The organism is Halosolutus sp. YCN4 (assembly GCF_059736495.1).
The window spans coordinates 816,414-836,669 of the sequence record NZ_JCASSM010000003.1; the positions used below are offsets into that span (position 1 = coordinate 816,414).

The following is a 20,256-nucleotide window of genomic DNA, read 5'->3' on the forward strand; positions in this document are numbered from 1 at the left end:
GGTAGCTGAATAAATAATTTTTTAATGTATGATCTCCTCGGCGGTAGTGTGATGCCGACCAACACAGACGATCCTAGCGAGTCTGTCGAAGCGGGTAAAGACGCGTCAGAAACGACTATCGACCGGCGTTCCGTCCTCATGGCCGGTACGGCCGTCGTCGGCGGGTCGGCGCTGGCCGGTTGTCTCGGCGGTGAAGGGAGCAGTTCCGGATCGGCGACGAACATCGCGGTTGTCTCCAGTCCGGCCGGTTTCGACGACAACGCCTTCAACGACCTCGCGGTTCAGGGTCTCGAAGCCGCACAGGAGGACTACGACATAGAGATCAACAAGGTCGAGGAGACCGAGCAGTCGAACTACCAGTCGACACAGTCGAACCTCGCCGAGGGCGGCGACTACGACCTCATCGTTCTGGTCTCGTACAACCACACCGAGGCACTGAGCCAGAACGCGGTCGACTATCCCGACCAGAACTGGATGCTGATCAACGCCCACGTCGACGAGGACAACGTCGCGGGGTACACTTGGGCCAACCACGAGATGTCGTATCTCGCGGGCGTCCTGGGCGGTACAATGACGACCGAGGAACTGTCTCACGAAGGGAACTCCAACGACCCCGGCAGCGCTAACATCGGCTTCGTCGGCGGCGTCGACGAGTCGCTCATCAACGCGTTCGAGCAGTCCTACCGCGCCGGTGCAGAGTGGGTCAACTCCGACGTCACCGTCGACGTCGGCTACATCGGCAACTACAGCGACACGGAAACCGCAGCTGACATCGCCACTTCGCAGTACGACAACGGCGCGGACATCGTCTACCACGCCGCCGCCGCGGCCGGGCAGGGCGTCTTTGAGGCCGCCCAGGAGAACAGCCGCTTCGCCATCGGCGTCGACGCGGACCAGTCGGTGACGCTGGAGCAGTTCCAGGATGTCATCATCGGCTCCGCTGTCAAGTACATCAACGAAGGGACCCGCGAGGTCGCCGCGGCCGTCGCCGAGGACGACTTCGAGAGCGTTCAGGGCGCCAACACTCTTGGCCTCGATGAAAAGGGTGTCGACGTCGTGATCGGCCAGGCGTTCGAAGGGCAGCTCCCGGACGTCGTGAGCCAGAACCTCCAGGATGCGAAAGACAGCATCAAGAACGGCGATATCGAGGTTCCGTGCTCGGCATCCGGCTGCAACTGAGCCGTCCTCACCTCTAGATCGTATTTATGGCTACATACGGCACTGAAAATAATGACTATTGATAACTCACAACAACCTGCCGTCCAGCTCGAGGGGATCACCAAACACTTCGGTGATGTCGTCGCGAATGATGCAGTCGACTTTTCTCTCGAGCAGGGTTCGATCCACGCCTTGCTCGGCGAGAACGGATCGGGGAAGACGACGCTGATGAGCGTCCTCTACGGGCTCTACGAGAAGAATGCGGGGGAGATCTACATCGACGGCGAGCGCCACACCTTCGACTCGCCACGGGACGCGATGGACGCCGGCGTCGGAATGATCCATCAGCACTTCCAGCTCGTCGAACCGATGACCGTCCTGCAGAACATCATCCTCGGTCACGAACCCAACGAGAAGGGGGTCGTCGACACCGAAGCCGCCCGCCGAGAGATCGAAGACATCTGCGAGCACTACGACTTCGATGTCGAAGAGTATCTGGACACGAAGATCCGAGACCTCGACCTTGGCGCCCGACAGCGCGTTGAGATCGTCAAAAGCCTCTACCGGGGCGCCGAGATCCTCATCCTCGACGAACCGACGGCTGTCCTGACGCCCCAGGAGATCAGGGACTTGCTCGACGTGATGAGCGAGCTCAGGCAGGCCGGACATTCGCTGATCTTCATCACGCACAAGCTCGGCGAGGCGCTGGAGGCTGCCGACGAGATCACCGTCCTCCGCGACGGGGAGCGCATCGGGACCGTTAGGGCCGACGACACGACCGAAGAGGAACTGGCCAGGATGATGGTCGGCCGAGAGGTCCTCTTCGACCGCGAGCCCCGCGCCGAGCCGTCCGGCGACGCCGTCCTCGCCGCCGAAGAACTCCGCGTTCGCGGAAGCCGGGGGTTAGAGCAGGTCAGCGGCGTCGACCTCACGGTCCGGGAAGGCGAGGTCCTGGGTATCGCAGGCGTCCAGGGGAACGGCCAAACCGAACTGGTCGAGGCCCTCACCGGGCTCCGATCGGTCGACTCGGGAGCGATCCGATTCCACGGCGAAGAGATCACCGACGTGAGACGCCGCCAGCGCATAGACGCCGGTATCGCGTACATTCCGGAGGATCGCCAGACCGAAGGGTTGGTGCAGGACTACGACCTTGTGCGTAACGCGCTGCTGGGTAACCAGACTACCGAACAGTACGTCGACAACGGCATGATCGACTGGCAAGCGGTCGACGAGCACGCCCGTGACATCATCGACGAGTACGATGTGCAACCGCCCGACGAAAGCGCCGATGCGAGTTCGCTGTCCGGCGGCAACCAGCAGAAATTCATCGTCGGTCGGGAGATCGAACACGATCCGGACGTCATGATCGCGTCGCATCCGACCCGCGGGGTCGACATCGGATCGATCGAGTTCATTCACGATCGGCTCCTCGAACTCCGCGAAGACGGTATGGCGATCGTCGTCGTGTCCTCGAAGCTGGACGAGATCCAGAAACTCTCGGATCGAATCGCCGTCATGTACGAGGGCGAGTTCATTGATACGGTAGATCCGACGGACACGAGCGAGGAGGAACTCGGCCTGCTGATGGCCGGGCATAGCGCCGAGAGCGACGACCCGATTACCGAAGACGTCTCCACCGGAGGTGTTCAGTCGTGAGCGGTTCCTCGGGGCGGCTCGGTTCGGTCGTTGATCGCGCTGCGGCGCAGATGCTGGGCGCGTCCGTGATAGAGCGCATCCTGATCGCCGCGGCGTCGACGATGCTGGCGCTGTGTATCGGGATCGGGATTGTCGCCCTCGCCGGCTACGATCCGGTGCAGTTCCTCACGAGCGTGATCGAGGGGTCGATCGGCAGCCGATCCGCCATCGCCCGGACGCTGAAGTTCTCTACGCTGTTCATCCTCACCGGCGTCGCCGTCGCGATCGCGTTCCGCGCGGGCGTGTTTAACATCGGCGTCCAGGGGCAGTTCATCGTCGGCGGGTTCTCGACTGTCGTCGCGATTATCTGGACCGCGCCGTTGCTCCCCGAGGGGACGGTCGGCGGCGGCGTGTTGCTGCTGATCGGGTTCGTCGCGGGAGCGGTCGCTGGCGGCGCCTACGCAGCGCTGCCCGGCTTGTTGAAGGCTTACGCGGATGCGAACGTGATCATCACCACGATCATGCTGAACTTCATCGCGACCGGTGTCGTTGGGTGGCTGGTCCAGAATCCCCTGCGTGGGGAAGGCAACACCGCTCCGAACACCGAGCGCATCCCAGAGTACGTGACGTTTCCGAAGCTCGTGTTCGACAGCCCCGGCTTCTCGATCATCGGGCTGGGCGTCGCGCTCGCGGTCGTCGTGGCGATCTACGTCGTCATGGAGCGCAGTCGGTTCGGCTACGACATGGTGACCAGCGGTCACCAGGAGTCAGCCGCGACGTACTCCGGCGTCGACGCGAAGCAGATGGTCGTTTCGACTATGGCTCTCTCCGGCGTCATCGCCGGGATCGCGGGAGCCGTCTTCGCGATCATGATTCAGGGTTACTACACGGACCCCGGCGGAATCGGAACGTACGGATTCGACGCGATCGCGGTGAGTCTCCTCGCCGCAAACAATCCGCTCGGCATCGTCCCGGCCGGGCTGCTCTTCGGCGGCCTCGACTCGGCGGGGAATCACATCGGTATCTACACGGACGTTCCGGTTCAGCTCATCGATGGCGTTATCGGTCTCGTCATCCTCTTCGTCGCCGTCCCGGAACTGTTCCGCATGGCCGCCCAGCGGACCGGCCTAGGAGGTGAGAGCCGATGAGCGTCGCCGAGTACGCCCGGGAGAACCGCACCCTGGCCGGGGGCGTCGCCGCGGTCGTCGCGATAGCCGTCTTGGCGACGATCGTGTTGGAGCACCCACTGGCCGACATCGTCACTGTTGGCTTCGTCGAGCGTTCGCTGCAGGCGGCTACGCCGATCGCACTCACCGCTATCGGTGGTCTCTACGCCGAGAAGAGCGGCGTGTTCAACATCGGCGTCGAGGGATTCATGATCTTCGGGGCATCAACCGCGGCAGTGATGATGTGGATTATCAGCGGCGGCTCTCCCGGCCAGGCAGACATCTGGCTCGGAATCCTCGCTTCGGTGGGGGTCAGTCTCGTGTACGCCGTGATCTTCGCCGTGCTGTTGATCCGGTATGAGGCAGATCAGATCGTTGCCGGCTTGGCCCTGTGGTTCATCGGTCTCGGCTTCGGACCGTTCATGGCTGTTCTTGTCTGGGGAAGTCGAAACAGCCCGAGTCTGGAGAGCATCAACGACCTGACGGTCCCTCTGCTCTCCGAGATCCCAGTCCTCGGGCCGATCCTCTTCGACATCTCGCCGCTGGTGTTACTCACCCTCTTCCTGGCCGTGGCGGCCTGGAAGTTCCTCTACGACACTCGGTACGGCTACTGGATTCAGGCTGCAGGCGAGAACCCCGAAGCGCTCGACACCGCCGGTATCAACGTCACGCGCGTCCGGTACGCCGCCGTGATCTTCTCCGGCGTGATGGCAGGACTCGGTGGAGCCGTACTGCTGGCACAGGCAGGGTCGTTCACCGGCACCGGAGAGACGATGGTCAGCGGCCGTGGGTGGATCGGCATCGTCGCGTACCTGTTTGGGAACTACAACCCGATCGGCGCTGCCACCGCCGCCCTCGTATTCGGCGGACTGGATATGTTGCAGATCCAGCTTCAGACGGCCGGGATCGACGTTCCGAATCGGCTCGTCAACCTGTTCCCGTACGCCGGCGTGATCGTCGTACTTACGATCTGGGGCTCTACGCGAACGCCCTCTGCCGTCGGCGAACCCTACGAAAGCGAGGAGTAAAGGTCGAATCCGAACCCTTTCGATGATAGTCCTTTCGTCCGAAGAACAGTCGCGCCTGCAGGCGGTTCGATGACCGCCGTCGTTTCTGGTCGATCGTCGCTACGCGCCGCCGGCAGGCCCCACGAACTTACCGATCGCATCCGGAATGACCGCAAGCGACGGAGGTACAGCGATCGCGCGTACAAAAACCGAACGGGAATAGGAGGAGTCGCCGCAACGGGATTACTCGTAGTCTTCGAGGAGGAAGTCTAGTATCGCAAGTGCGTCCTGACTACTGGTGCTCTCGAGGCTTTCCAGACCCATCGCAACGACCAGCGGATAGAAGTCCCGAAGTTTCTGGATGTCTCGATCGTGCGACTGCTTGCACTCGTACCCGAGTTTTCTGTACGTCAATTCGAGTTCCGTGCGCAGTGACTCGGGTAAGTACACTGTCACACTCCCCCACTCGGACTTGACGTCGATGTCGGCCGAAGAAGGCGCGGCATCGTCGATCGATCTGTTCATCCACACCTTCGAGTGCTCCAACTCAGTCTCACCGTTCTCTCTGTCAGCGACGTCAAGAGGGATGTCGCCGCTCATCGTTCGTCCTCCGTGTGAAATTCAGTCGCTCTTTCGTACACAGATGCCGATTTTTGAGGCCGGGGTGAGATCATTACTATCCTTACTCTTACGGAGAATCCCTCCGGTATATTTTCTTCGGTTTGTGCTAATCGTTCTCAGGTGGGACCGAGGGCCGTAGTTCTCAAACCTGCATTTGGATGCTGCTAAATACCCGCCCACCTCCGAAAAGCTTTTCTGCTTTTATTGAACATTACACTTTGCATGCCTGACCAACAGTCAGACAAATCGGATGGCGTTAGTAATAAGCGACGCATTCTCCAGAGCCTCGGCGGGGCGACCACCGCCGGTCTGGCCGGATGTTTCGGCAGATCGGATGACGAAGGATCCGACGACGACAATGACAGCGATGGTGACGACGGCGGCGATGGTGGCGACGGCGGCGATGGTGGCGGTGAAGATGATAGCAACCAGCCCCCAGAGCCGGACGCGGACGCCGCAACGAACTGGGAGAACTACACCGTGACGAAGTTGGCGGTCGACGAGACGATGATGTCTCTTGACGTCGCTCCCGATGGGCGAGTGTTCTATATCAACCGCGGCGCCCTCTTCGGCGCGGAGGGGCGGACCGGGACGGCCAAAATCAGCTACATCTACCCCGACTCCGGCGAAACGGGCACTGCGCTCGAGCTCACCGTCGGCACGTTCGAGGAGGACGGCGGCCAGGGGATCACCTTCGATCCGAACTTCGAGGACAACGGGTGGGTGTACATTTTCTATGTGCCCCCGAAGGAGCAGCTAGAAGACCCCGATGATCCGTACATGTTGGTTTCGCGGTTCGTCATGGAGGGCGACACGATCGACCCCAGCTCTGAGACGGAGATCATCCGGATCCCTCATCAGCGCGAGACGTGCTGCCACGTCGGTGGGTACCTGGAGTTCGGTCCCGAGGGGCACCTCTATATTACGACCGGCGACGACACCAATCCCTTCGAATCCAGCGGCTACGCGCCCCTCGACGAGCGGGAGGGCCGCAAGAGCTTCGATGCGCGACGGTCCGCCGGGAATACCGCTGACCTCCGGGGAAGCGTGCTGCGGATCACTCCGGAGGACGATGGCTCTTACTCAATCCCAGACGACAACCTGTTCACCGAGGCCAACGGATACGGCGACGAGATCGAAGAGGGTCTCGTGAAGCCGGAAATCTACGTGATGGGCTGTCGTAACCCCTATACCATCACTGTAGACGACAAGAGCGGCAACCTCTTCATCGCGGACTACGGCCCCGACGCCGACACTTGGGACCCTGAACGCGGCCCTGTAGGTATCGTTGAGTACCGTGAGGTCTGTGAGGCTCACAACGCTGGCTGGCCGTTCGCGCGGGGGTACAACTACCCCTACCGGCGGTACGACTTCGAGAGCGAGGAATCCGGTCAGCCATACTGGCCCCAGAACCTCACGAACGACTCCGTCCACAACACCGGACTTAAGGACCTTCCGCCGGTCAGGCCGGCCGACATCTGGTATCCCCGGTCGTGGGACGGCTACGTCGATGCCCCCGACTGGGTCGACATGCCCGTCCCCGGCGAGAAGAGCTTCCCTGAGCTCCCGGCCGGCGGCGCTCCGATGGCCGGGCCGCGGTACCGGTACGAAGACGGATTCGGCGAGGGCGCGCTGAACCCCTACTTCGACGGGAAGCAGTTCATCATGGAGTGGGGCGCTAACTACATCAAGTACCTCACGTACGGCGACGATGGAAGCATCGAATTCAACGACTTTCTCCCGGCTGAGGAGTTCGAGTCACCCAACGATATGGCGGTCGGTCCGAACGGTCGCCTGTTCCTCCAGACGTACGGTCCGCCGTGGGCCGGTGAGGAGGGCCACATCTACATGATTGAGTTCGAAGGATAACCGAACTCTCGTAGTACCGAACGGGCGCGGATCGTCATAGCACCGCCTACCGTTTCGCGCAGCCGGACCGTCCATTCCTGCTGCTATTTTCTCTCACTCGCAAAGAAACAGTAACGAAGTCCTCAACACGTCCGTCAAGTTGGGACGAGCTATTGGCACGCCACAGACAAAAGTGGGCGGCACCGCTGCAGCGACATCGTGGGCGTTCGAGTGCCAATTGTTCCGATACGATCCAGAACGCGATCGAACATAGCGAGCGGCTCAGCGTACGTCGATCCACTCACTGCCCTCGTCGGACTGTTTCACGGCGTCGAGCAGTTCTTGAACTCGGTACCCGTCCTCAAATGAGGGGGCGTGCTCGTCTCCCCGTTCGACTGCAGTCAGGAACTCGTAGTTCGCGTGGACGAACGTGTGCTCCCAGCCGAGGACGTGACCCGGGGGCCACCAGTGGTCGACATAGGGATCCGACTCGTCAGTAACCAAGATCGTCTGGTAGCCCCTATCGTCGGTTCCCCTGTACTCGAATTCGTTGAGCCTCTCGAGCGAGAATCGGATACTCCCCTCGGAGCCGTTAATTTCCACGCTGAGGTCGTTCTTGTGTCCGGTCGCGAAGCGGGAGGCCTCGATCGTTGCGGTCGCCCCGCTCTCGAACTCGGCCTGCGCGGTGAAGGCGTCGTCGACGGTCACCGGCCGCGTCTCGGCGCCGTCGGCGGTGGGCCGCTCCGAGACGAACGTCCGGAGATTCCCGCTGACCTGCGCGATGTCGCCGGTGCGCTCGCCGACGAGGAAGCGAGCCAGGTCAAATGTGTGTGATCCGAGATCGCCGAGCGCCCCGCTGCCGGCCATCTCGCGGTCCAATCGCCAGCTCCAGGGCGCCTCGGGATCGGCGAGCCAGTCTTGCAGATACGCGCCGCGGACGTGGTGGATCTCACCCAGTTCACCCGACTCGATCAGTTCCTTCGCATACCTGATCGCGGGTATGAACCGATAGTTGAACGTGACGCCAGCAGTCCCCTCGGACGCCCGCGCCGCCTCCCGCATTCGATCCGCGTCCTCCAGCGTGCGAGCGAGCGGCTTCTCGCAGAAGACTGACGCCCCCGCTTCGAGCGCCGTGACCGACGGGGCCGAGTGGAGCGCGTTCGGCCCGAGATTGTAGAACACGTCGACCTCGTCGACGACGTCGCGCCAGTCGGTCGCGATCTCCGCGAACCCGAACCGGTCGGCGGCGTCGGCCAGCGCCCCCTCGTCCCGCCCGACTAGCACCTTCAGCTCGACGTCCGGAGCCTCCGGGAAGAACATCGGCAGCCGCGCCAATGCGTTGGTGTGTGCTTTTCCCATAAACCGATACCCAAGCATGCCAATTGACAGTGGTTGACTCATCGTAATCACCTCAGGCCCAGTATACTTCGCCGGGCGTCGTTTCGAAGACCGCACGACCGAGGACGTCGATTGCCTTCTCTAAACCCTCTCGGGATGATGTCAACGAGTCCTCGTGTTCGATCGAGAGGGCGCCGTCGTAGTCGACCATCCGGAGCGTCGAGACGACGTCCTTCCAGTGGGTCTCGCCGTGGCCATAGCCGATCGAGCGGAACAGCCACGAGCGGTTCGGTTCGTCGGTGTAGGCCGTGGTGTCGAGCACGCCCTTCTCGCGGGCCTGTTCCTCGTAGACCTTCGTGTCCTTGGCATGGAAGTGGTGGATGGCGTCGGCCTCACCGAGCAGGCGGATCGCGTCGGTGATCGAGATCCCCTGCCAGTACAGGTGCGAGGGGTCGAAGTTGGCGCCGATCCGGTCGTTGGTCGCCTCGCGCAGTTCCAGCAGCCCGTGGGGCTCATAGACGAGCATGTTGGGGTGCATCTCGATGGCGATGTCGACACCGTGGGCGGCGGCGTGCTCGGCGATCTCGGTCCAGTAGGGGATCGCGACGTCCTCCCACTGGTACTCGTGGGCGTCGGCGTGCTCGCCCGGCCACGGCGCCGTCACCCAGTTTGGCACCTCGTCGTCGGGACCGCCCGCCGGCAGCCCGGAGAAACAGGTGACGACGTCGACATCCAATTGCGCGGCGAGCCTGATCGCCTCTCGTAACTCTCGGTCGTCGTGTGCTGCTCGTTCGTTGTCCGGGTGGATCGGGTTGTTGTGGGTTGCCAGCGCCGAGATGTGCATGTCGTACTCGTCGAGCGCGTCCCGCAGTTCAGTTTGGGCGTTCTCATCGTCGAGGTAATCCGACTGCGGCAGGTGGTCGTCGCCGGTGAAGCCACCACAGCCGACCTCAACCGCGCTGACCCCGTGGTCCGAGAGATATTCAAGAGCATCCGGAAATGATTCGTCTGCTAACGCTGCTGTTAATACTCCGACTTCCATACCGGTAAATCGAGCGTATATCTCAAAAGTATTCTGATATTTCGGTGCAGGTCTGGACGATGGGCCCCGGCTAAGGGCGGAGACCTGCGAGCGCGCAGTTCGTAGAGATCGGTGACGGGACTTCTCCCGTGTTCTGCCGGGCACCGGTGGCAAGGGAAACGGCTACACCCGATCGCCCGCAATCTTTTTATTAAACGTCCTCAGGGGTCACTCGATCTGGATCTCGCCGACCATCGACGAACTGTGCGGTTTGCAGACGTACTTGACGATATCCGAGGTCGCCTCGACAGTGAGGGACCGCTGTTCGCCCTGCTCGCTCACGATCTCCGTGCTGTACTCATTTACGACATCTTCGTCCGCGTTCCGCAGTTCGAGGTTGTGGTAGCCGCCGTCGCCGTTCTCGTAGATGAACTCGTACTCGTTGCCCTCGTAGAGGACGAGCGTCGGGTTCTCTACGTCGGCGATCATTTCTGGTGCAACCCCGTTCCAGACGGTGCCGGCGCTTTTGAGGTGGATCGTGCTCACGTCTTCCCACTCGGCGGGGTCGACCGAGTTGCCACCGTCGTCACTGGACCCATCGTCGCTGGATCCGTCGTCACTGGACCCGTCGTCACTGGACCCGTCGTCACTGGATCCGTCGTCGCTGGATCCGTCGTCACTGGATCCGTCGTCGCTGGATCCGTCGTCGCTGGATCCGTCGTCGCTGGATCCGTCGTCGCTGGATCCGTCATCGCTGGATCCGTCGTCATTGTTCGAACCGGAACAGCCGGCGAGGTACGTAGTAGTCGCTATGCTACCGACGATCTTGAGCGCCTTACGGCGCGATATATAATCGACCATCAAGAAAGAGTGTGTATCCCACACTCATAAGTATTTTTTTACGTAACTGCAGTCAGACAGTCAAACGAACGGTCGTAGGGCGTCTCTCTGCGGATCCCTCGCGGTTGCAGGCGGTTCGTAGGTCCCCATGCGAGATCGCGGTGCTGGTGCAATCGCGTATCACACTACCGGAACAATTATTATATGGTAGTTATTCAATGACATACAACCTACCATCATAATCAATCAATGGTAGGAGATAGATAGCAACGACAGAACACACCCGATAATAACATATACAATGAGCAATTCAAACCAGTCTGAAGCAGAAGAAACCAGCAGTAACGAAACTCCTGAGGCGAACCGCCGCCGCGTCCTACAGGGTATCGGCGCGGCCGGCGTCGCCGGCGTCGTCGGGACGTCGCAAGCGCAGGCTCAGCAACGGGATATGGTTAATGCCGCGGCCTTGGGAGAGGACGAAAACGACGTCGAGATCGGAACGCAGTTCTGGACGTACTCCGAGAATTCCAACAAGTCGGTCGCCGAGCTGATCGAGGAAAGTGCCGACGCCGGCTACGACATGGTCGAGCCGTTCATGTTCGACGACGAGGAGGCTATCGCAACCGCACTCAAAAAGAACGACGTGCACATGGGTAGTGCGCACGTCGGCGTCGGCGACCTCGAGGGGAACGACGAGTTTATCCAGACCTTGTCTGACTTCGGCGTCAACCACCTCGTTCACCCGTGGAAGGGCCGGGATACCTTCAGCGACGAGGACTCCATCGCCGAGTTCGCCGACCGTGTCAACGCGGTTGCGGACCGGCTGGCTGAGGAGGGAATCCAGTATGGCTACCACAACCACAACCACGAGTTCGAGGAGACGATCGGCGACACGCCTGCCTACGACATCTTCGTCGAGTACCTCAACGACAACGCACATCTTCAGATCGACGCGGGCTGGGTCCTGACCGGCGGATACGACCCGATCAAGTACATCCAGAAGTACAGCGACAAGGTCAACTCGATCCACATGAAGAACATGGCCGGCGGCGACTTCTACGAAATCGACGAGGGCGCCGTCAGTATGGAGGCGGTCGCTACCGTCGCGCGGAACGCCGCTGACGTCGAGTACCTCATCTACGAGTACGACGCGGCGCCCCGACCGATGGCGAGCATGAAGATCGGCGCCGCTTGGCTCGAACGGATGAACAGTCGTCCCAACTACAGCGGCATCTGTGGGACCGACTCGGACACCCATCCTGCACTACTGTAGGCCGACGCCCTCTGCCAGGCATCTTCGTTTTCGGTGAGGGAACGACGTTAGTACTCGAACGGGAATCTTTTGACGATCAGTTTAGTGCACGTACCGCTCAAGGAATGCGTAGGCATCTTCGGCAGCCTGATCGGGCCTGTCCGGATAGGTATACAGTTCCATGGTTGCGAAACCGTCGTAGCCGATATCGTTCAGTGCCTCGAAGACACTCTCGAAGTTGAGGTCCCCTTCGCCGGGAATCAGGTGGTAGTGTTTCCCTCGCACCCCTCCCGCGATGTCTTCGAGGTGAACACCGGTGATATTCCCGGCGCACTTGCGGACGCTCTCGGCCGGATCTTCGCCGTACACCGCTGCATGGCCGATGTCGAGATTGACTCCGAGAGCGTCGCTCCCGACGTCGTCGATGAGTTCTAAGACCTCTTCGGTGCACTCAACGAGGAGTTCCGGCTCGAATTCGATGCCAACGTCAACGCCGGCCGCCTCGGCGTAGCCCGTAATCTCGTTGAGCGAGTCAAGAAGATACTCTCTGGCCTGTTCCGGCGGATTTCCGGGCAACGGTCGTCCAGTCGCGACGCAAACGGCCGGCGCATCGACCGCTTCCGCAAGGTCGATCGCATCCTTCGTGTACTCGATCCGCCAAGCACGCTCGTCATCGTCCGCCGTGACTATCGTCGGATCGAAGAACGACGACGGGGGCGCGTCTTCGTAATACCCCGTAACCGTGTTCGCGTTCACGTTCGATACTTCGAGACCTGCCTCGTCGAGTGCCGCGGCAAGCGCTTCACGATCTCCTTCATCGAACTGGGGCAGATATGCGTGAGGCATATCAGCCAGCAGTTCAACGCCACTGTAACCACGATCTGCGATCCGCCTGATTGCCTCGGGCAGTTCGAATCGCGTGTACGCGTTCGTCGAGAAAGCTAGTTGCGTCACACTGCTACTACTCGTTCGCGTGGTTATATCTTTTCTTCCCATTACGTCGTCCTCGCGGACCTGCCTGTACATCAGGTGGCGTGAACGAACTGTTCGACAGAATTACCCCCCTCCGGCCGTTCCCGAAAGCTCAACTCACATCGAAGAGAGTAGCGAGACCGACCGCCGGAAGAAAAAAGACTACGGCGGCGACTCCCCACTCGAAACCGAACGTCGCGGCGAATGCCCCCGTCAGGACTGTCAGTCCGAGCACGCAAGCGCCGACGGCGGGCCCGACTGTCCCTGGCGACGGGTGCACATACGCCGCTCGTAGCGGCGGCCCCGTCCAGATGAGAAACCCGACCAATAGCACTACCGCCACAACGGTACCGGTGGGCGACGCCGAGTTGCGGACGATTGCTCCGACGACGCTCAATGCGGCGACGGCAGTACCCGCTACGGCGATCGACACCGAGAGTAGATCGCTCTGCCCGGTTTCGCTCTCGGCCATGTAGGTGACGCTCCCGATGTAGAGCACAACTATCACCGGGATCCCGAGAGCGGGCCCCGTCAGCGCGGTCGGCGCTACGGCCGCCGCAGTCCCGAGGAGCACGTTGAGACCCCGACTGGCCCCCATCGACAGGAATCCTGCCCACGTTCCCTTCAACAGCGCATCGTATGACAGGATCGCTAGCGCGAGCGTCGCAGCGACAGCGCCAGCGGTCGTCCCGCCGGACGCCACGGCGACGGCAACGCCGCCGACGAGCAGTACTCCACCGAGAAGCAGCGCGCGAGTGCGAGATATTTGCCCCGACGGGATCGGCCGCTCTGGTCGATCGCGGGCGTCCTCAGTCGCGTCGAAGTAGTCGTTGAGCGTCGTCCCCGCGGCATACAGCAGCGTGGACGCGACCGCGAGGCCACCGATGACCTCAACCGTGACGTCGTACCCGAGCCCACCGGCGATCGCCGCGCCCAGGATGACGTCCGGAGGAGCGGTAAAGAGATTCGGAACACGGATGAGTCTAGCGTAGGCCGCGGTCGAGCGCAACCAGCCACCAGCCTTCGTCTGCTGACTGTCGTACCCGTTCATATCGGATCGAATCGCCCGTTTCCGAGCCGTTCAGGCCCAGCCATGCTTTTCGAGGTAGTCCATCGCAACGCGGGCGGTTTCGGCGGCCGTGTCTTCGTAGGGGTACAATTCGACGGTGACGAACCCTTCGTAGTCGCTGTCCTCGATCGCCTGCAGGAACTCGTTGATATCCATCCCTCCGTCGCCGAGTTGGGTGTGCTCGTGCGTCCCGTCTGCGGGGATATCTTCGAGGTGATAGTGGCTCGTGTAAGGGGAAAGCGTCTCGACGAGTTCGGCCGGATCCTCGTCGACGCAGAAGAAGTGTCCCGCGTCAAAGTTGCAGCCGATCCGCGACGAGTTGATCCGCTCTTCGAACTCCAAGAAATCGTCTGACGTCTCGATCAACAGATCTGGTTCCGGTTCAACCAAGACGTCCACCCCCACCTCTTCGGCTGTCGGCACAATGGCGCGCAGCCCCTCGAGGAACAGATCCATCGCCTCTTCGTCGGAGGTGCCCTTCGGGATCGGACCGCCGGGGGTAAGCGAGATGCTGTCCGCGCCGAGGGCGTCAGCCGTTTTCAGCGCGTTTTTCGTGTGTTCAATGCGTGCACGTCGATCTTCAGCGGCGGGTTCGAGAAACGAAGGGTGGTGGAATCCTTCGGTGTCGCGGCTGTACTCTGCGGCCTTGCTCTCTTCCGTTCGCTCGATCGCACTAAGCATAAACGCGTTGCAGTTGCTTACCACGAGATCGTGCGCGTCGAGCCAATTCCGGACCGCCGCCACATCGCTCTCGTCGGCCGCCCCCGGGAAGAGGTGCGGTTCGTCGAGTAATATCTCTGCGCCGTCATATCCGATCTCGCCGAGTGTCGCAAGGCTCTCTTCCAGGCCGTGCCGCTGAAACGCGTTCATCGAGAAGCCGAAGTTCATTGGTTGCCCTCGAAGTCAAAGTTCGGGGACTGGCTGAAGAACTCGTATGGGTTGTCGAAGACGACCTTCCGAACCTCTTCTCGGTCCCAGCCGCGGTCAAGCATCTTGTCACGGGCCTTTGGCACCGCCAGCGGATCGGAGGGGTCCCAGTCCGCTGCGCTGTTGAGCATCATTTTGTCGGTACCGTACTCTTTGAGCAGGTCAATCGCCGTCTCGTCGTCGATCTTCCCGGGGTACAGCGTGAATCCGATCCAACAGTCCGTCTGGGCGGTGATGTCGATCGTGTTCTCCGTGTTGTGGTCGATGACGATGCGCTCCTCGGTGACGTCTTCCTCCCGGATCATCTCGACGAGGCGCTTGGTGCCCTCGGGCTTGTTCGTATGGGGTGTGTGAATCATGACTGGAAGTTCGCGCTCCTCGGCCATGCGGAGTTGGCGTTTGAAGGCGTATTCTTCCTCTTCGGTGCCTTGGTCGAGACCGATCTCGCCGACCCCGACGACGTTCTCTCTGTCGAGGTACTCAGGGACGCGATCCATCACTCGTTCCGCCATCTCCGGATAGTTGGCCTCCTTCGGTTCGAGGCCAATTGTGACGTAGTGGTCGACGCCGGCCGTTCGCTCGGCACGCTTCGTCTCGAAGTCGATGATGCGCTCGAAGTAGTCGAAGAAGGACTCCGCGTGCTGTTTGTCCTGGCCGCTCCAGAATGCGGGTTCGATGCAGCACTCCACGCCCGCCAATCGCGCGCGCTCGTAGTCGTTGGTGGACCTGGAGATCATATGCATATGAGGGTCGATTATCGGTACGGACATGATCTACGTGCAGATTGGCTTCTAGATCATAATTATCCTTTTGTATCGTTTCAGGTGTGGAACTCATGATCACAGGCTGGGGTAAATATATAACTATCACACGATAACGAGAGAGCATGCCGGAGTACTGCCCCTACTGTAGCATCGCCGTGGACTCCATTCGAAGGAATCCCGATCAGGGCCGTCCCTATGAGGTATGGCGATGTGAGAACTGCGAGGAGGAGTGGCGGCATCCTGAAGAGACGATCCTCGCGAGGGACCTTGATTTCAGCAAGAACGGAAATCAACTCTCGCGACGAGAGTCCGATACCGACCTGACCTGGTGAGTCATCCGTCGGCGCCGTAGCGAGCAACCTCCGATCCCGCGACGCCGTACGCTGTTTCCGGTAGGAAAATAGTTATATATGTCCGTACCAAGCGGATCTGTATGACAACTGGAGTCTGGCTGATCGGAGCAAGAGGTAACGTTGCAAGTGTCACCATGACAGGGGCGCGAGCCATCGCGAGAGGAGTCGTCGACTCGACGGGGATGGTGACGGCGAGCGAGCCGATGGCGTCGCTTGCACTCCCTGATGTCGACGAACTCGTCTTCGGCGGCCACGACATCCGCTCCCAGAGCATAGAACAGACAGTCGAAGAGGCGAATGAGGCAGGTGGCGTTCCGGACGAAGATACGATTGATGCCGTGCGCGAAGACCTCCGCGACATCGACAAGCGGGTGACAACCGGAACAGCGAGGCGCTGTGGTCAGGTGGTTGAGGATCTCTCCGACAGTCGGGTGGCCGACGAAGAGACGGTAGCCGATATTGTCTCCCAGATACGCCGCGACTACGCCACGTTCGCGGAGCAACAGGACGTTGATCGACTAGTTGTCGTCAACGTCGCCTCCACCGAACCGCCGATCGACAACCCGGAACGGTACGAAACGTTAGAGGACTTCGAGTCGGCAATCAAAGCTGACGACGGCGATTTGCCGGCTAGCACCCTGTACGCGTACGCCGCGCTAGTCGACGAACACCCATATATCAACTTCACTCCGAGTACGGGCTCGGCCCTAGGCGGGTTGCAAGAACTGGCCGAGCAGAACGAAGTTCCTCATATGGGCAGAGACGGCAAAACAGGTGAAACGCTCGTGAAATCTGCCCTCGCCCCGATGTTTGCCGGACGGAACCTCCGCGTCCTATCGTGGGACGGCCACAACATCCTCGGCAACAGGGACGGACTCGTTCTAGAGGACGATGCGAACAAGGCGGGCAAAATAGAAAGTAAGGGCGACCTCCTCGAATCGATCCTGGGATACGACCACCACAATTCGGTTCGAATTGACTACACTCCGTCGCTGGGTGACTGGAAGACCGCGTGGGATCACATCCACTTCCAGGGGTTCCTTGAGACCGAGATGAAAATGCAATTCACGTGGGAGGGGTCCGACTCGGCACTCGCTGCGCCGCTCGTTCTCGACTTGGTGCGACTCGCCGCCTTCGCCGACGAGCACGCCGAGGGCGGGCAACAGCCGCAGCTCGCCTCGTTCTTCAAATCACCTCAGGGCGTAGATGAGCACAACCTCTCTCGGCAGTTCCAGCAACTCTACGAGTACGCCGAGCAACACCGGAGTGATTCGCGACGCATCCTTGGGAACGCTGAATGATGCAGGGACGATCCGAGACTACCGGGAACCGGGCAGGCCAAGCTGCCAGCCGGGTGATTGTTCTCGATGTCGTTGGACTCCAACCATGGCATCTTGACGCCGGGCTCGCTCCTAACATCGGCAGCGTTCTAGACGCAGAATCGATTAGGGCTCTCAGGCCGCCGTTTCCGGCCGTGACCATCCCGGTCCAAACAACGCTTGCGACAGGGTGTTCTCCCGCCGAACACGGCGATGTCGCTAACGGCGAGTACGATAGGCAACGGGACACGGCTGCCTTCTGGGAGCGCGACCGGGCGGATCGTAATCGTCTGTGGGAAGCCGCGATCGAAGAAGCAGGCCTACAAACTGGCGTACTCTTCTTCCAGCACCTCATCGACACATCGGCGAATATCGCCATTACCCCGTCACCGATCGAGGACGAGAATAACGACATGATCGAGATGAACTGCTGGACGAACCCAGACGGCTTCTACGACGAACTCCGCTCGGAATACGACCACTTCCCGTTGCACAACTACTGGGGACCAGCTGCCAACGAGGCCAGCAGCGAGTGGATCCTGCAGGCCGCGCAGGAATCCATCGAACGCTACGACCCTGATTTGCTCTGGGTGTACATTCCGCACCTCGATTACGACGCACAACGGTACGGTCCCGGCTCGGAGGAACTAGAGGACGCCGTGTCGACCGTCGACGATTTAGTAGGTGTGTTCCTCAAATGGCTCGGATCTACAGACCGTTGGCACGAGACGGCCATCAACCTCGTCAGCGAGTACGGTTTCCACCCTGTCGATACGCCGGTGTTTCCCAACCGTGCGCTCCGTGAATCCGGGCTGCTTTCGGTTCAGGACGATGGGGAGGGCGGCGAAGAAGTCGACCTTGCCGCGTCACGGGCGTTCGCGATGGTCGATCATCAGGTCGCCCACGTATACACGGATGCTCCGGCCGAAGCCCGACGTATTCTCGAAGAACTCAACGGCGTCGACACTGTTCTGGGCGAGGAGGGAAAGGCAGAGCGCAGCATCAACCACCCGAACTCCGGCGAACTCGTCTTGGTTGCTGACTCGAACGCCTGGTTCCAGTACTATTGGTGGTTGGACAACGAGGACTCGCCGTACTACGCGACTGATATGGACATCCACGCGAAGCCCGGATTCGATCCCTGCGAGTTGTTCTTCGGTGAATCAGGACTTGCCTCACTTAATCCGGCGAAGGTATCCGGATCACACGGTCGCGTTGACGAATCAGCGTTCGGATTCTACGGACTAGGCGGTCCCGCAGTACCGGACGTTTCGATCGAAGGCGACACCGTTGATGCACAGGCCGTCGCGCCGACGGTCGCAGACCTACTCGGGATCACCGACTCGATATCACTGTCCTTTGAACATCCGTCAGTACTGCAGTAGACGTTTCTCCCACTGACGAATATTCGGTACGAGGACGGTCGTCTTTTTTTCGAGATAGTAGCAACCATCATCTGAAGTCCGAGAGCGATGGTCTTCCTAACTAGAAATACCAATATTACTCTTAGGCCAATTTCCAACTTGACTTATATACTTAGCTGGCGGGGACTCTTTTGCAGGCCCGGAACTCTGCAAAATTACGACCATACTGTTGTAAAGGAAATCTAAGAGTATTACTTACAATTCTCGTCCTCATAGCGCCCGCCATAATAGTATACTATCCGGAATATATTTTAATTGCCCCAGTATAGAAGTGAATCCTATATAATTTTCTGTAGCTATTTTGGCCCAAAGTAATACTCTATTGAGGATCCTTCGAACGCTGTTCTGCAGTCCGACATAGTCGCAGTTTCCCCGATTAAGTGCGGAGACGGCAGTAGCTTGTCACAGTATTCAACCTAACGGTTGACTGTGTCATGTTACCAAGCGATTAGGGCCGCGCTTTCGTATCGCCGACTGCGTCAACGTCGGTGTCGGCCCAAAAACTAAGAGTCTAGGGAAAAGGCCAAATAACGAATCGCTCGACATCGACTTAGTCAGCCGACTGGTAGGTTTCATGCGCTGCGATTAGATGCGAATACCGATTAGAAATATAGACCTCGAGAAGGTTTGCTCAGAAACACGTGAGGAAATCATTCAAAATATTTTAATAAACTGTTTTTATCGAATGAAGGGGTTTTGTTGGATGCGGTGGCTCGTAAGCTACTGTTCGTCGGTCCATTGCAACTCATGAGATTAATACGCGGGCTTTGATCCGCGGGCGGGTGCGAATCCGCCTCTTTCCTGTCTCATACAGTTACGGACAGGTCGATCGACACAACCGTTCTTGATCTCGTCTCGATTCCCTCTCACCACGCTTCAGACGTACAAACGATGTTTTCAGACCTTGATAAGAGACGATCGCGGCCCAGTACGAGAACTACGACCAGACCGCCGCCGACAACGCCTGCTACATCACGTTGATCGTCAATGGGTTGGGCGTTGACGACAAACTCCGTTCTCACTTGAGTTCGCGTCTACTAACGCCGACGTCACCGGAACTGATGAATGATATTTTATCTGATTAGAATAGATAGCAACCAGAAAAGATATAATAACATATATAGTATATATCTTCATATGATCTAGAACTTTGTGCATAGCTACAGTTTCGCCCATTATGATGAATTGAGCTACTATATTGATAAATTTAGGGGTGTTTTTTGTGCTAGACTGTAAATACTATTTATATCAACGTAATATTTATGTAGACAAATTAGAAAGATATAAAGTTCTTGCGAAGATGCTATGATAAAAAGTTTAGAAGTGGGAAATATACCCATTTATACTTAAATAATACTAAACTGAATAGAGTGGCTGTCTTTCTGTGTGTTCTCAAAGAAGATGCTATCTAGAAGGGCGCTGTTCAGATTAGAGTTTGAAGAAGCGAGGCGGTGGAATTCGCGGTATCCATGCCCGAATTCAACCGCCTCACGCTACCTAGCACCGACATTCAGTTAGAATTTGTGGAGCGCGAGCAGACAC

The 20,256-nt window shown here is 59.5% G+C and carries 17 protein-coding genes; 9 read left to right on the forward strand and 8 right to left on the reverse strand.

Features of this window, described 5'->3' with window-relative positions; genetic code table 11:
* Positions 1–138 precede the first annotated feature (138 nt).
* Genes AC6I6X_RS14655 through AC6I6X_RS14670 form a run of 4 tightly spaced genes read left to right on the forward strand, consistent with a single transcriptional unit; the run spans position 139 to position 4,987 of the window.
* Positions 139–1,179 carry a BMP family lipoprotein gene (locus tag AC6I6X_RS14655; protein WP_497931300.1) on the forward strand — a complete coding sequence of 347 codons (1,041 nt, stop codon included), beginning with the start codon at positions 139–141 and terminating at the stop codon, positions 1,177–1,179.
* A 51-nt stretch (positions 1,180–1,230) separates the two neighbouring features.
* Positions 1,231–2,814 (forward strand): ABC transporter ATP-binding protein, encoded by a 1,584-nt coding sequence (locus tag AC6I6X_RS14660; protein ID WP_497931266.1) that lies wholly within the window; start codon positions 1,231–1,233, stop codon positions 2,812–2,814.
* 50 nt (positions 2,815–2,864) lie between these two features.
* On the forward strand, positions 2,865–3,941 hold the full coding sequence (locus AC6I6X_RS14665; protein WP_497931301.1) for an ABC transporter permease: 1,077 nt from the start codon (positions 2,865–2,867) through the stop codon (positions 3,939–3,941).
* Positions 3,938–4,987 carry an ABC transporter permease gene (locus tag AC6I6X_RS14670; RefSeq protein ID WP_497931267.1) on the forward strand — a complete coding sequence of 350 codons (1,050 nt, stop codon included), beginning with the start codon at positions 3,938–3,940 and terminating at the stop codon, positions 4,985–4,987. The genes AC6I6X_RS14665 and AC6I6X_RS14670 overlap by 4 nt, the downstream gene beginning before the upstream one ends.
* 222 nt (positions 4,988–5,209) lie before the next feature.
* Here AC6I6X_RS14670 and AC6I6X_RS14675 read toward each other — a convergent pair whose 3' ends face one another.
* On the reverse strand, positions 5,210–5,566 hold the full coding sequence (locus tag AC6I6X_RS14675) for a DUF8160 family protein (protein ID WP_497931268.1): 357 nt from the start codon (positions 5,564–5,566) through the stop codon (positions 5,210–5,212).
* A gap of 243 nt (positions 5,567–5,809) precedes the next feature.
* On the opposite strand from AC6I6X_RS14675, the gene AC6I6X_RS14680 reads away from it, so the two are divergent.
* A complete protein-coding gene (locus AC6I6X_RS14680) occupies positions 5,810–7,456 on the forward strand; it encodes a PQQ-dependent sugar dehydrogenase (protein ID WP_497931269.1) in 1,647 nt (548 codons plus the stop codon).
* 261 nt (positions 7,457–7,717) lie between these two features.
* On the opposite strand, the gene AC6I6X_RS14685 is transcribed toward AC6I6X_RS14680, so the two are convergent.
* From AC6I6X_RS14685 to AC6I6X_RS14695, 3 genes are all read right to left on the reverse strand, one after another.
* Positions 7,718–8,836, reverse strand: coding sequence for a Gfo/Idh/MocA family protein (locus tag AC6I6X_RS14685; RefSeq protein WP_497931270.1), 1,119 nt, complete (start codon positions 8,834–8,836; stop codon positions 7,718–7,720).
* Between the two features lie 10 nt (positions 8,837–8,846).
* The gene (locus AC6I6X_RS14690) at positions 8,847–9,815 is read right to left on the reverse strand and encodes a sugar phosphate isomerase/epimerase family protein (protein WP_497931271.1); all 969 of its coding nucleotides are present in this window, start codon (positions 9,813–9,815) and stop codon (positions 8,847–8,849) included.
* A 207-nt stretch (positions 9,816–10,022) separates the two neighbouring features.
* Complete coding sequence (locus AC6I6X_RS14695; RefSeq protein ID WP_497931272.1) at positions 10,023–10,655, reverse strand: plastocyanin/azurin family copper-binding protein; 633 nt, start codon at positions 10,653–10,655, stop codon at positions 10,023–10,025.
* A gap of 280 nt (positions 10,656–10,935) precedes the next feature.
* Here AC6I6X_RS14695 and AC6I6X_RS14700 point away from each other — a divergent pair, with 280 nt between their 5' ends.
* Positions 10,936–11,907 carry a sugar phosphate isomerase/epimerase family protein gene (locus tag AC6I6X_RS14700; RefSeq protein ID WP_497931273.1) on the forward strand — a complete coding sequence of 324 codons (972 nt, stop codon included), beginning with the start codon at positions 10,936–10,938 and terminating at the stop codon, positions 11,905–11,907.
* Between the two features lie 81 nt (positions 11,908–11,988).
* On the opposite strand, the gene AC6I6X_RS14705 is transcribed toward AC6I6X_RS14700, so the two are convergent.
* From AC6I6X_RS14705 to AC6I6X_RS14720, 4 genes are all read right to left on the reverse strand, one after another.
* A complete protein-coding gene (locus AC6I6X_RS14705) occupies positions 11,989–12,840 on the reverse strand; it encodes a sugar phosphate isomerase/epimerase family protein (RefSeq protein WP_497931302.1) in 852 nt (283 codons plus the stop codon).
* Between the two features lie 130 nt (positions 12,841–12,970).
* Positions 12,971–13,909, reverse strand: coding sequence for a UbiA family prenyltransferase (locus AC6I6X_RS14710; RefSeq protein WP_497931274.1), 939 nt, complete (start codon positions 13,907–13,909; stop codon positions 12,971–12,973).
* A 30-nt stretch (positions 13,910–13,939) separates the two neighbouring features.
* Positions 13,940–14,815: a sugar phosphate isomerase/epimerase family protein gene (locus tag AC6I6X_RS14715; protein ID WP_497931275.1), complete on the reverse strand. Its 876-nt coding sequence runs from the start codon at positions 14,813–14,815 to the stop codon at positions 13,940–13,942.
* Positions 14,812–15,597, reverse strand: coding sequence for a TatD family hydrolase (locus tag AC6I6X_RS14720; RefSeq protein ID WP_497931303.1), 786 nt, complete (start codon positions 15,595–15,597; stop codon positions 14,812–14,814). The genes AC6I6X_RS14715 and AC6I6X_RS14720 overlap by 4 nt, the downstream gene beginning before the upstream one ends.
* 143 nt (positions 15,598–15,740) lie before the next feature.
* Here AC6I6X_RS14720 and AC6I6X_RS14725 point away from each other — a divergent pair, with 143 nt between their 5' ends.
* The 3 genes from AC6I6X_RS14725 to AC6I6X_RS14735 all read left to right on the forward strand — a co-directional run bounded on the left by AC6I6X_RS14725 (position 15,741) and on the right by AC6I6X_RS14735 (position 18,675).
* A complete protein-coding gene (locus tag AC6I6X_RS14725; RefSeq protein WP_497931276.1) occupies positions 15,741–15,950 on the forward strand; it encodes a hydrogenase expression protein HypA/HybF in 210 nt (69 codons plus the stop codon).
* Positions 15,951–16,051: 101 nt separating this feature from the next.
* Positions 16,052–17,272, forward strand: a complete 1,221-nt coding sequence (locus tag AC6I6X_RS14730; protein ID WP_497931277.1) for an inositol-3-phosphate synthase — start codon at positions 16,052–16,054, stop codon at positions 17,270–17,272.
* On the forward strand, positions 17,272–18,675 hold the full coding sequence (locus AC6I6X_RS14735) for an alkaline phosphatase family protein (RefSeq protein WP_497931304.1): 1,404 nt from the start codon (positions 17,272–17,274) through the stop codon (positions 18,673–18,675). Before AC6I6X_RS14730 ends, AC6I6X_RS14735 begins: the two co-directional genes overlap by 1 nt.
* Positions 18,676–20,256 lie beyond the last annotated feature (1,581 nt).

What these genes read in the sequence shown, in the direction of transcription:
- AC6I6X_RS14655 (WP_497931300.1), top strand. Translation starts at nt 139, where the DNA reads ATGGCCGGTACGGCCGTCGTCGGCGGGTCGGCGCTGGCCGGTTGTCTC.
- AC6I6X_RS14660 (WP_497931266.1), top strand. Translation starts at nt 1,231, where the DNA reads ATGACTATTGATAACTCACAACAACCTGCCGTCCAGCTCGAGGGGATC.
- AC6I6X_RS14665 (WP_497931301.1), top strand. Translation starts at nt 2,865, where the DNA reads ATGCTGGGCGCGTCCGTGATAGAGCGCATCCTGATCGCCGCGGCGTCG.
- AC6I6X_RS14670 (WP_497931267.1), top strand. Translation starts at nt 3,938, where the DNA reads ATGAGCGTCGCCGAGTACGCCCGGGAGAACCGCACCCTGGCCGGGGGC.
- AC6I6X_RS14675 (WP_497931268.1), bottom strand. Translation starts at nt 5,566, where the DNA reads ATGAGCGGCGACATCCCTCTTGACGTCGCTGACAGAGAGAACGGTGAG.
- AC6I6X_RS14680 (WP_497931269.1), top strand. Translation starts at nt 5,810, where the DNA reads ATGCCTGACCAACAGTCAGACAAATCGGATGGCGTTAGTAATAAGCGA.
- AC6I6X_RS14685 (WP_497931270.1), bottom strand. Translation starts at nt 8,836, where the DNA reads ATGAGTCAACCACTGTCAATTGGCATGCTTGGGTATCGGTTTATGGGA.
- AC6I6X_RS14690 (WP_497931271.1), bottom strand. Translation starts at nt 9,815, where the DNA reads ATGGAAGTCGGAGTATTAACAGCAGCGTTAGCAGACGAATCATTTCCG.
- AC6I6X_RS14695 (WP_497931272.1), bottom strand. Translation starts at nt 10,655, where the DNA reads ATGGTCGATTATATATCGCGCCGTAAGGCGCTCAAGATCGTCGGTAGC.
- AC6I6X_RS14700 (WP_497931273.1), top strand. Translation starts at nt 10,936, where the DNA reads ATGAGCAATTCAAACCAGTCTGAAGCAGAAGAAACCAGCAGTAACGAA.
- AC6I6X_RS14710 (WP_497931274.1), bottom strand. Translation starts at nt 13,909, where the DNA reads ATGAACGGGTACGACAGTCAGCAGACGAAGGCTGGTGGCTGGTTGCGC.
- AC6I6X_RS14715 (WP_497931275.1), bottom strand. Translation starts at nt 14,815, where the DNA reads ATGAACTTCGGCTTCTCGATGAACGCGTTTCAGCGGCACGGCCTGGAA.
- AC6I6X_RS14720 (WP_497931303.1), bottom strand. Translation starts at nt 15,597, where the DNA reads ATGCATATGATCTCCAGGTCCACCAACGACTACGAGCGCGCGCGATTG.
- AC6I6X_RS14725 (WP_497931276.1), top strand. Translation starts at nt 15,741, where the DNA reads ATGCCGGAGTACTGCCCCTACTGTAGCATCGCCGTGGACTCCATTCGA.
- AC6I6X_RS14730 (WP_497931277.1), top strand. Translation starts at nt 16,052, where the DNA reads ATGACAACTGGAGTCTGGCTGATCGGAGCAAGAGGTAACGTTGCAAGT.
- AC6I6X_RS14735 (WP_497931304.1), top strand. Translation starts at nt 17,272, where the DNA reads ATGCAGGGACGATCCGAGACTACCGGGAACCGGGCAGGCCAAGCTGCC.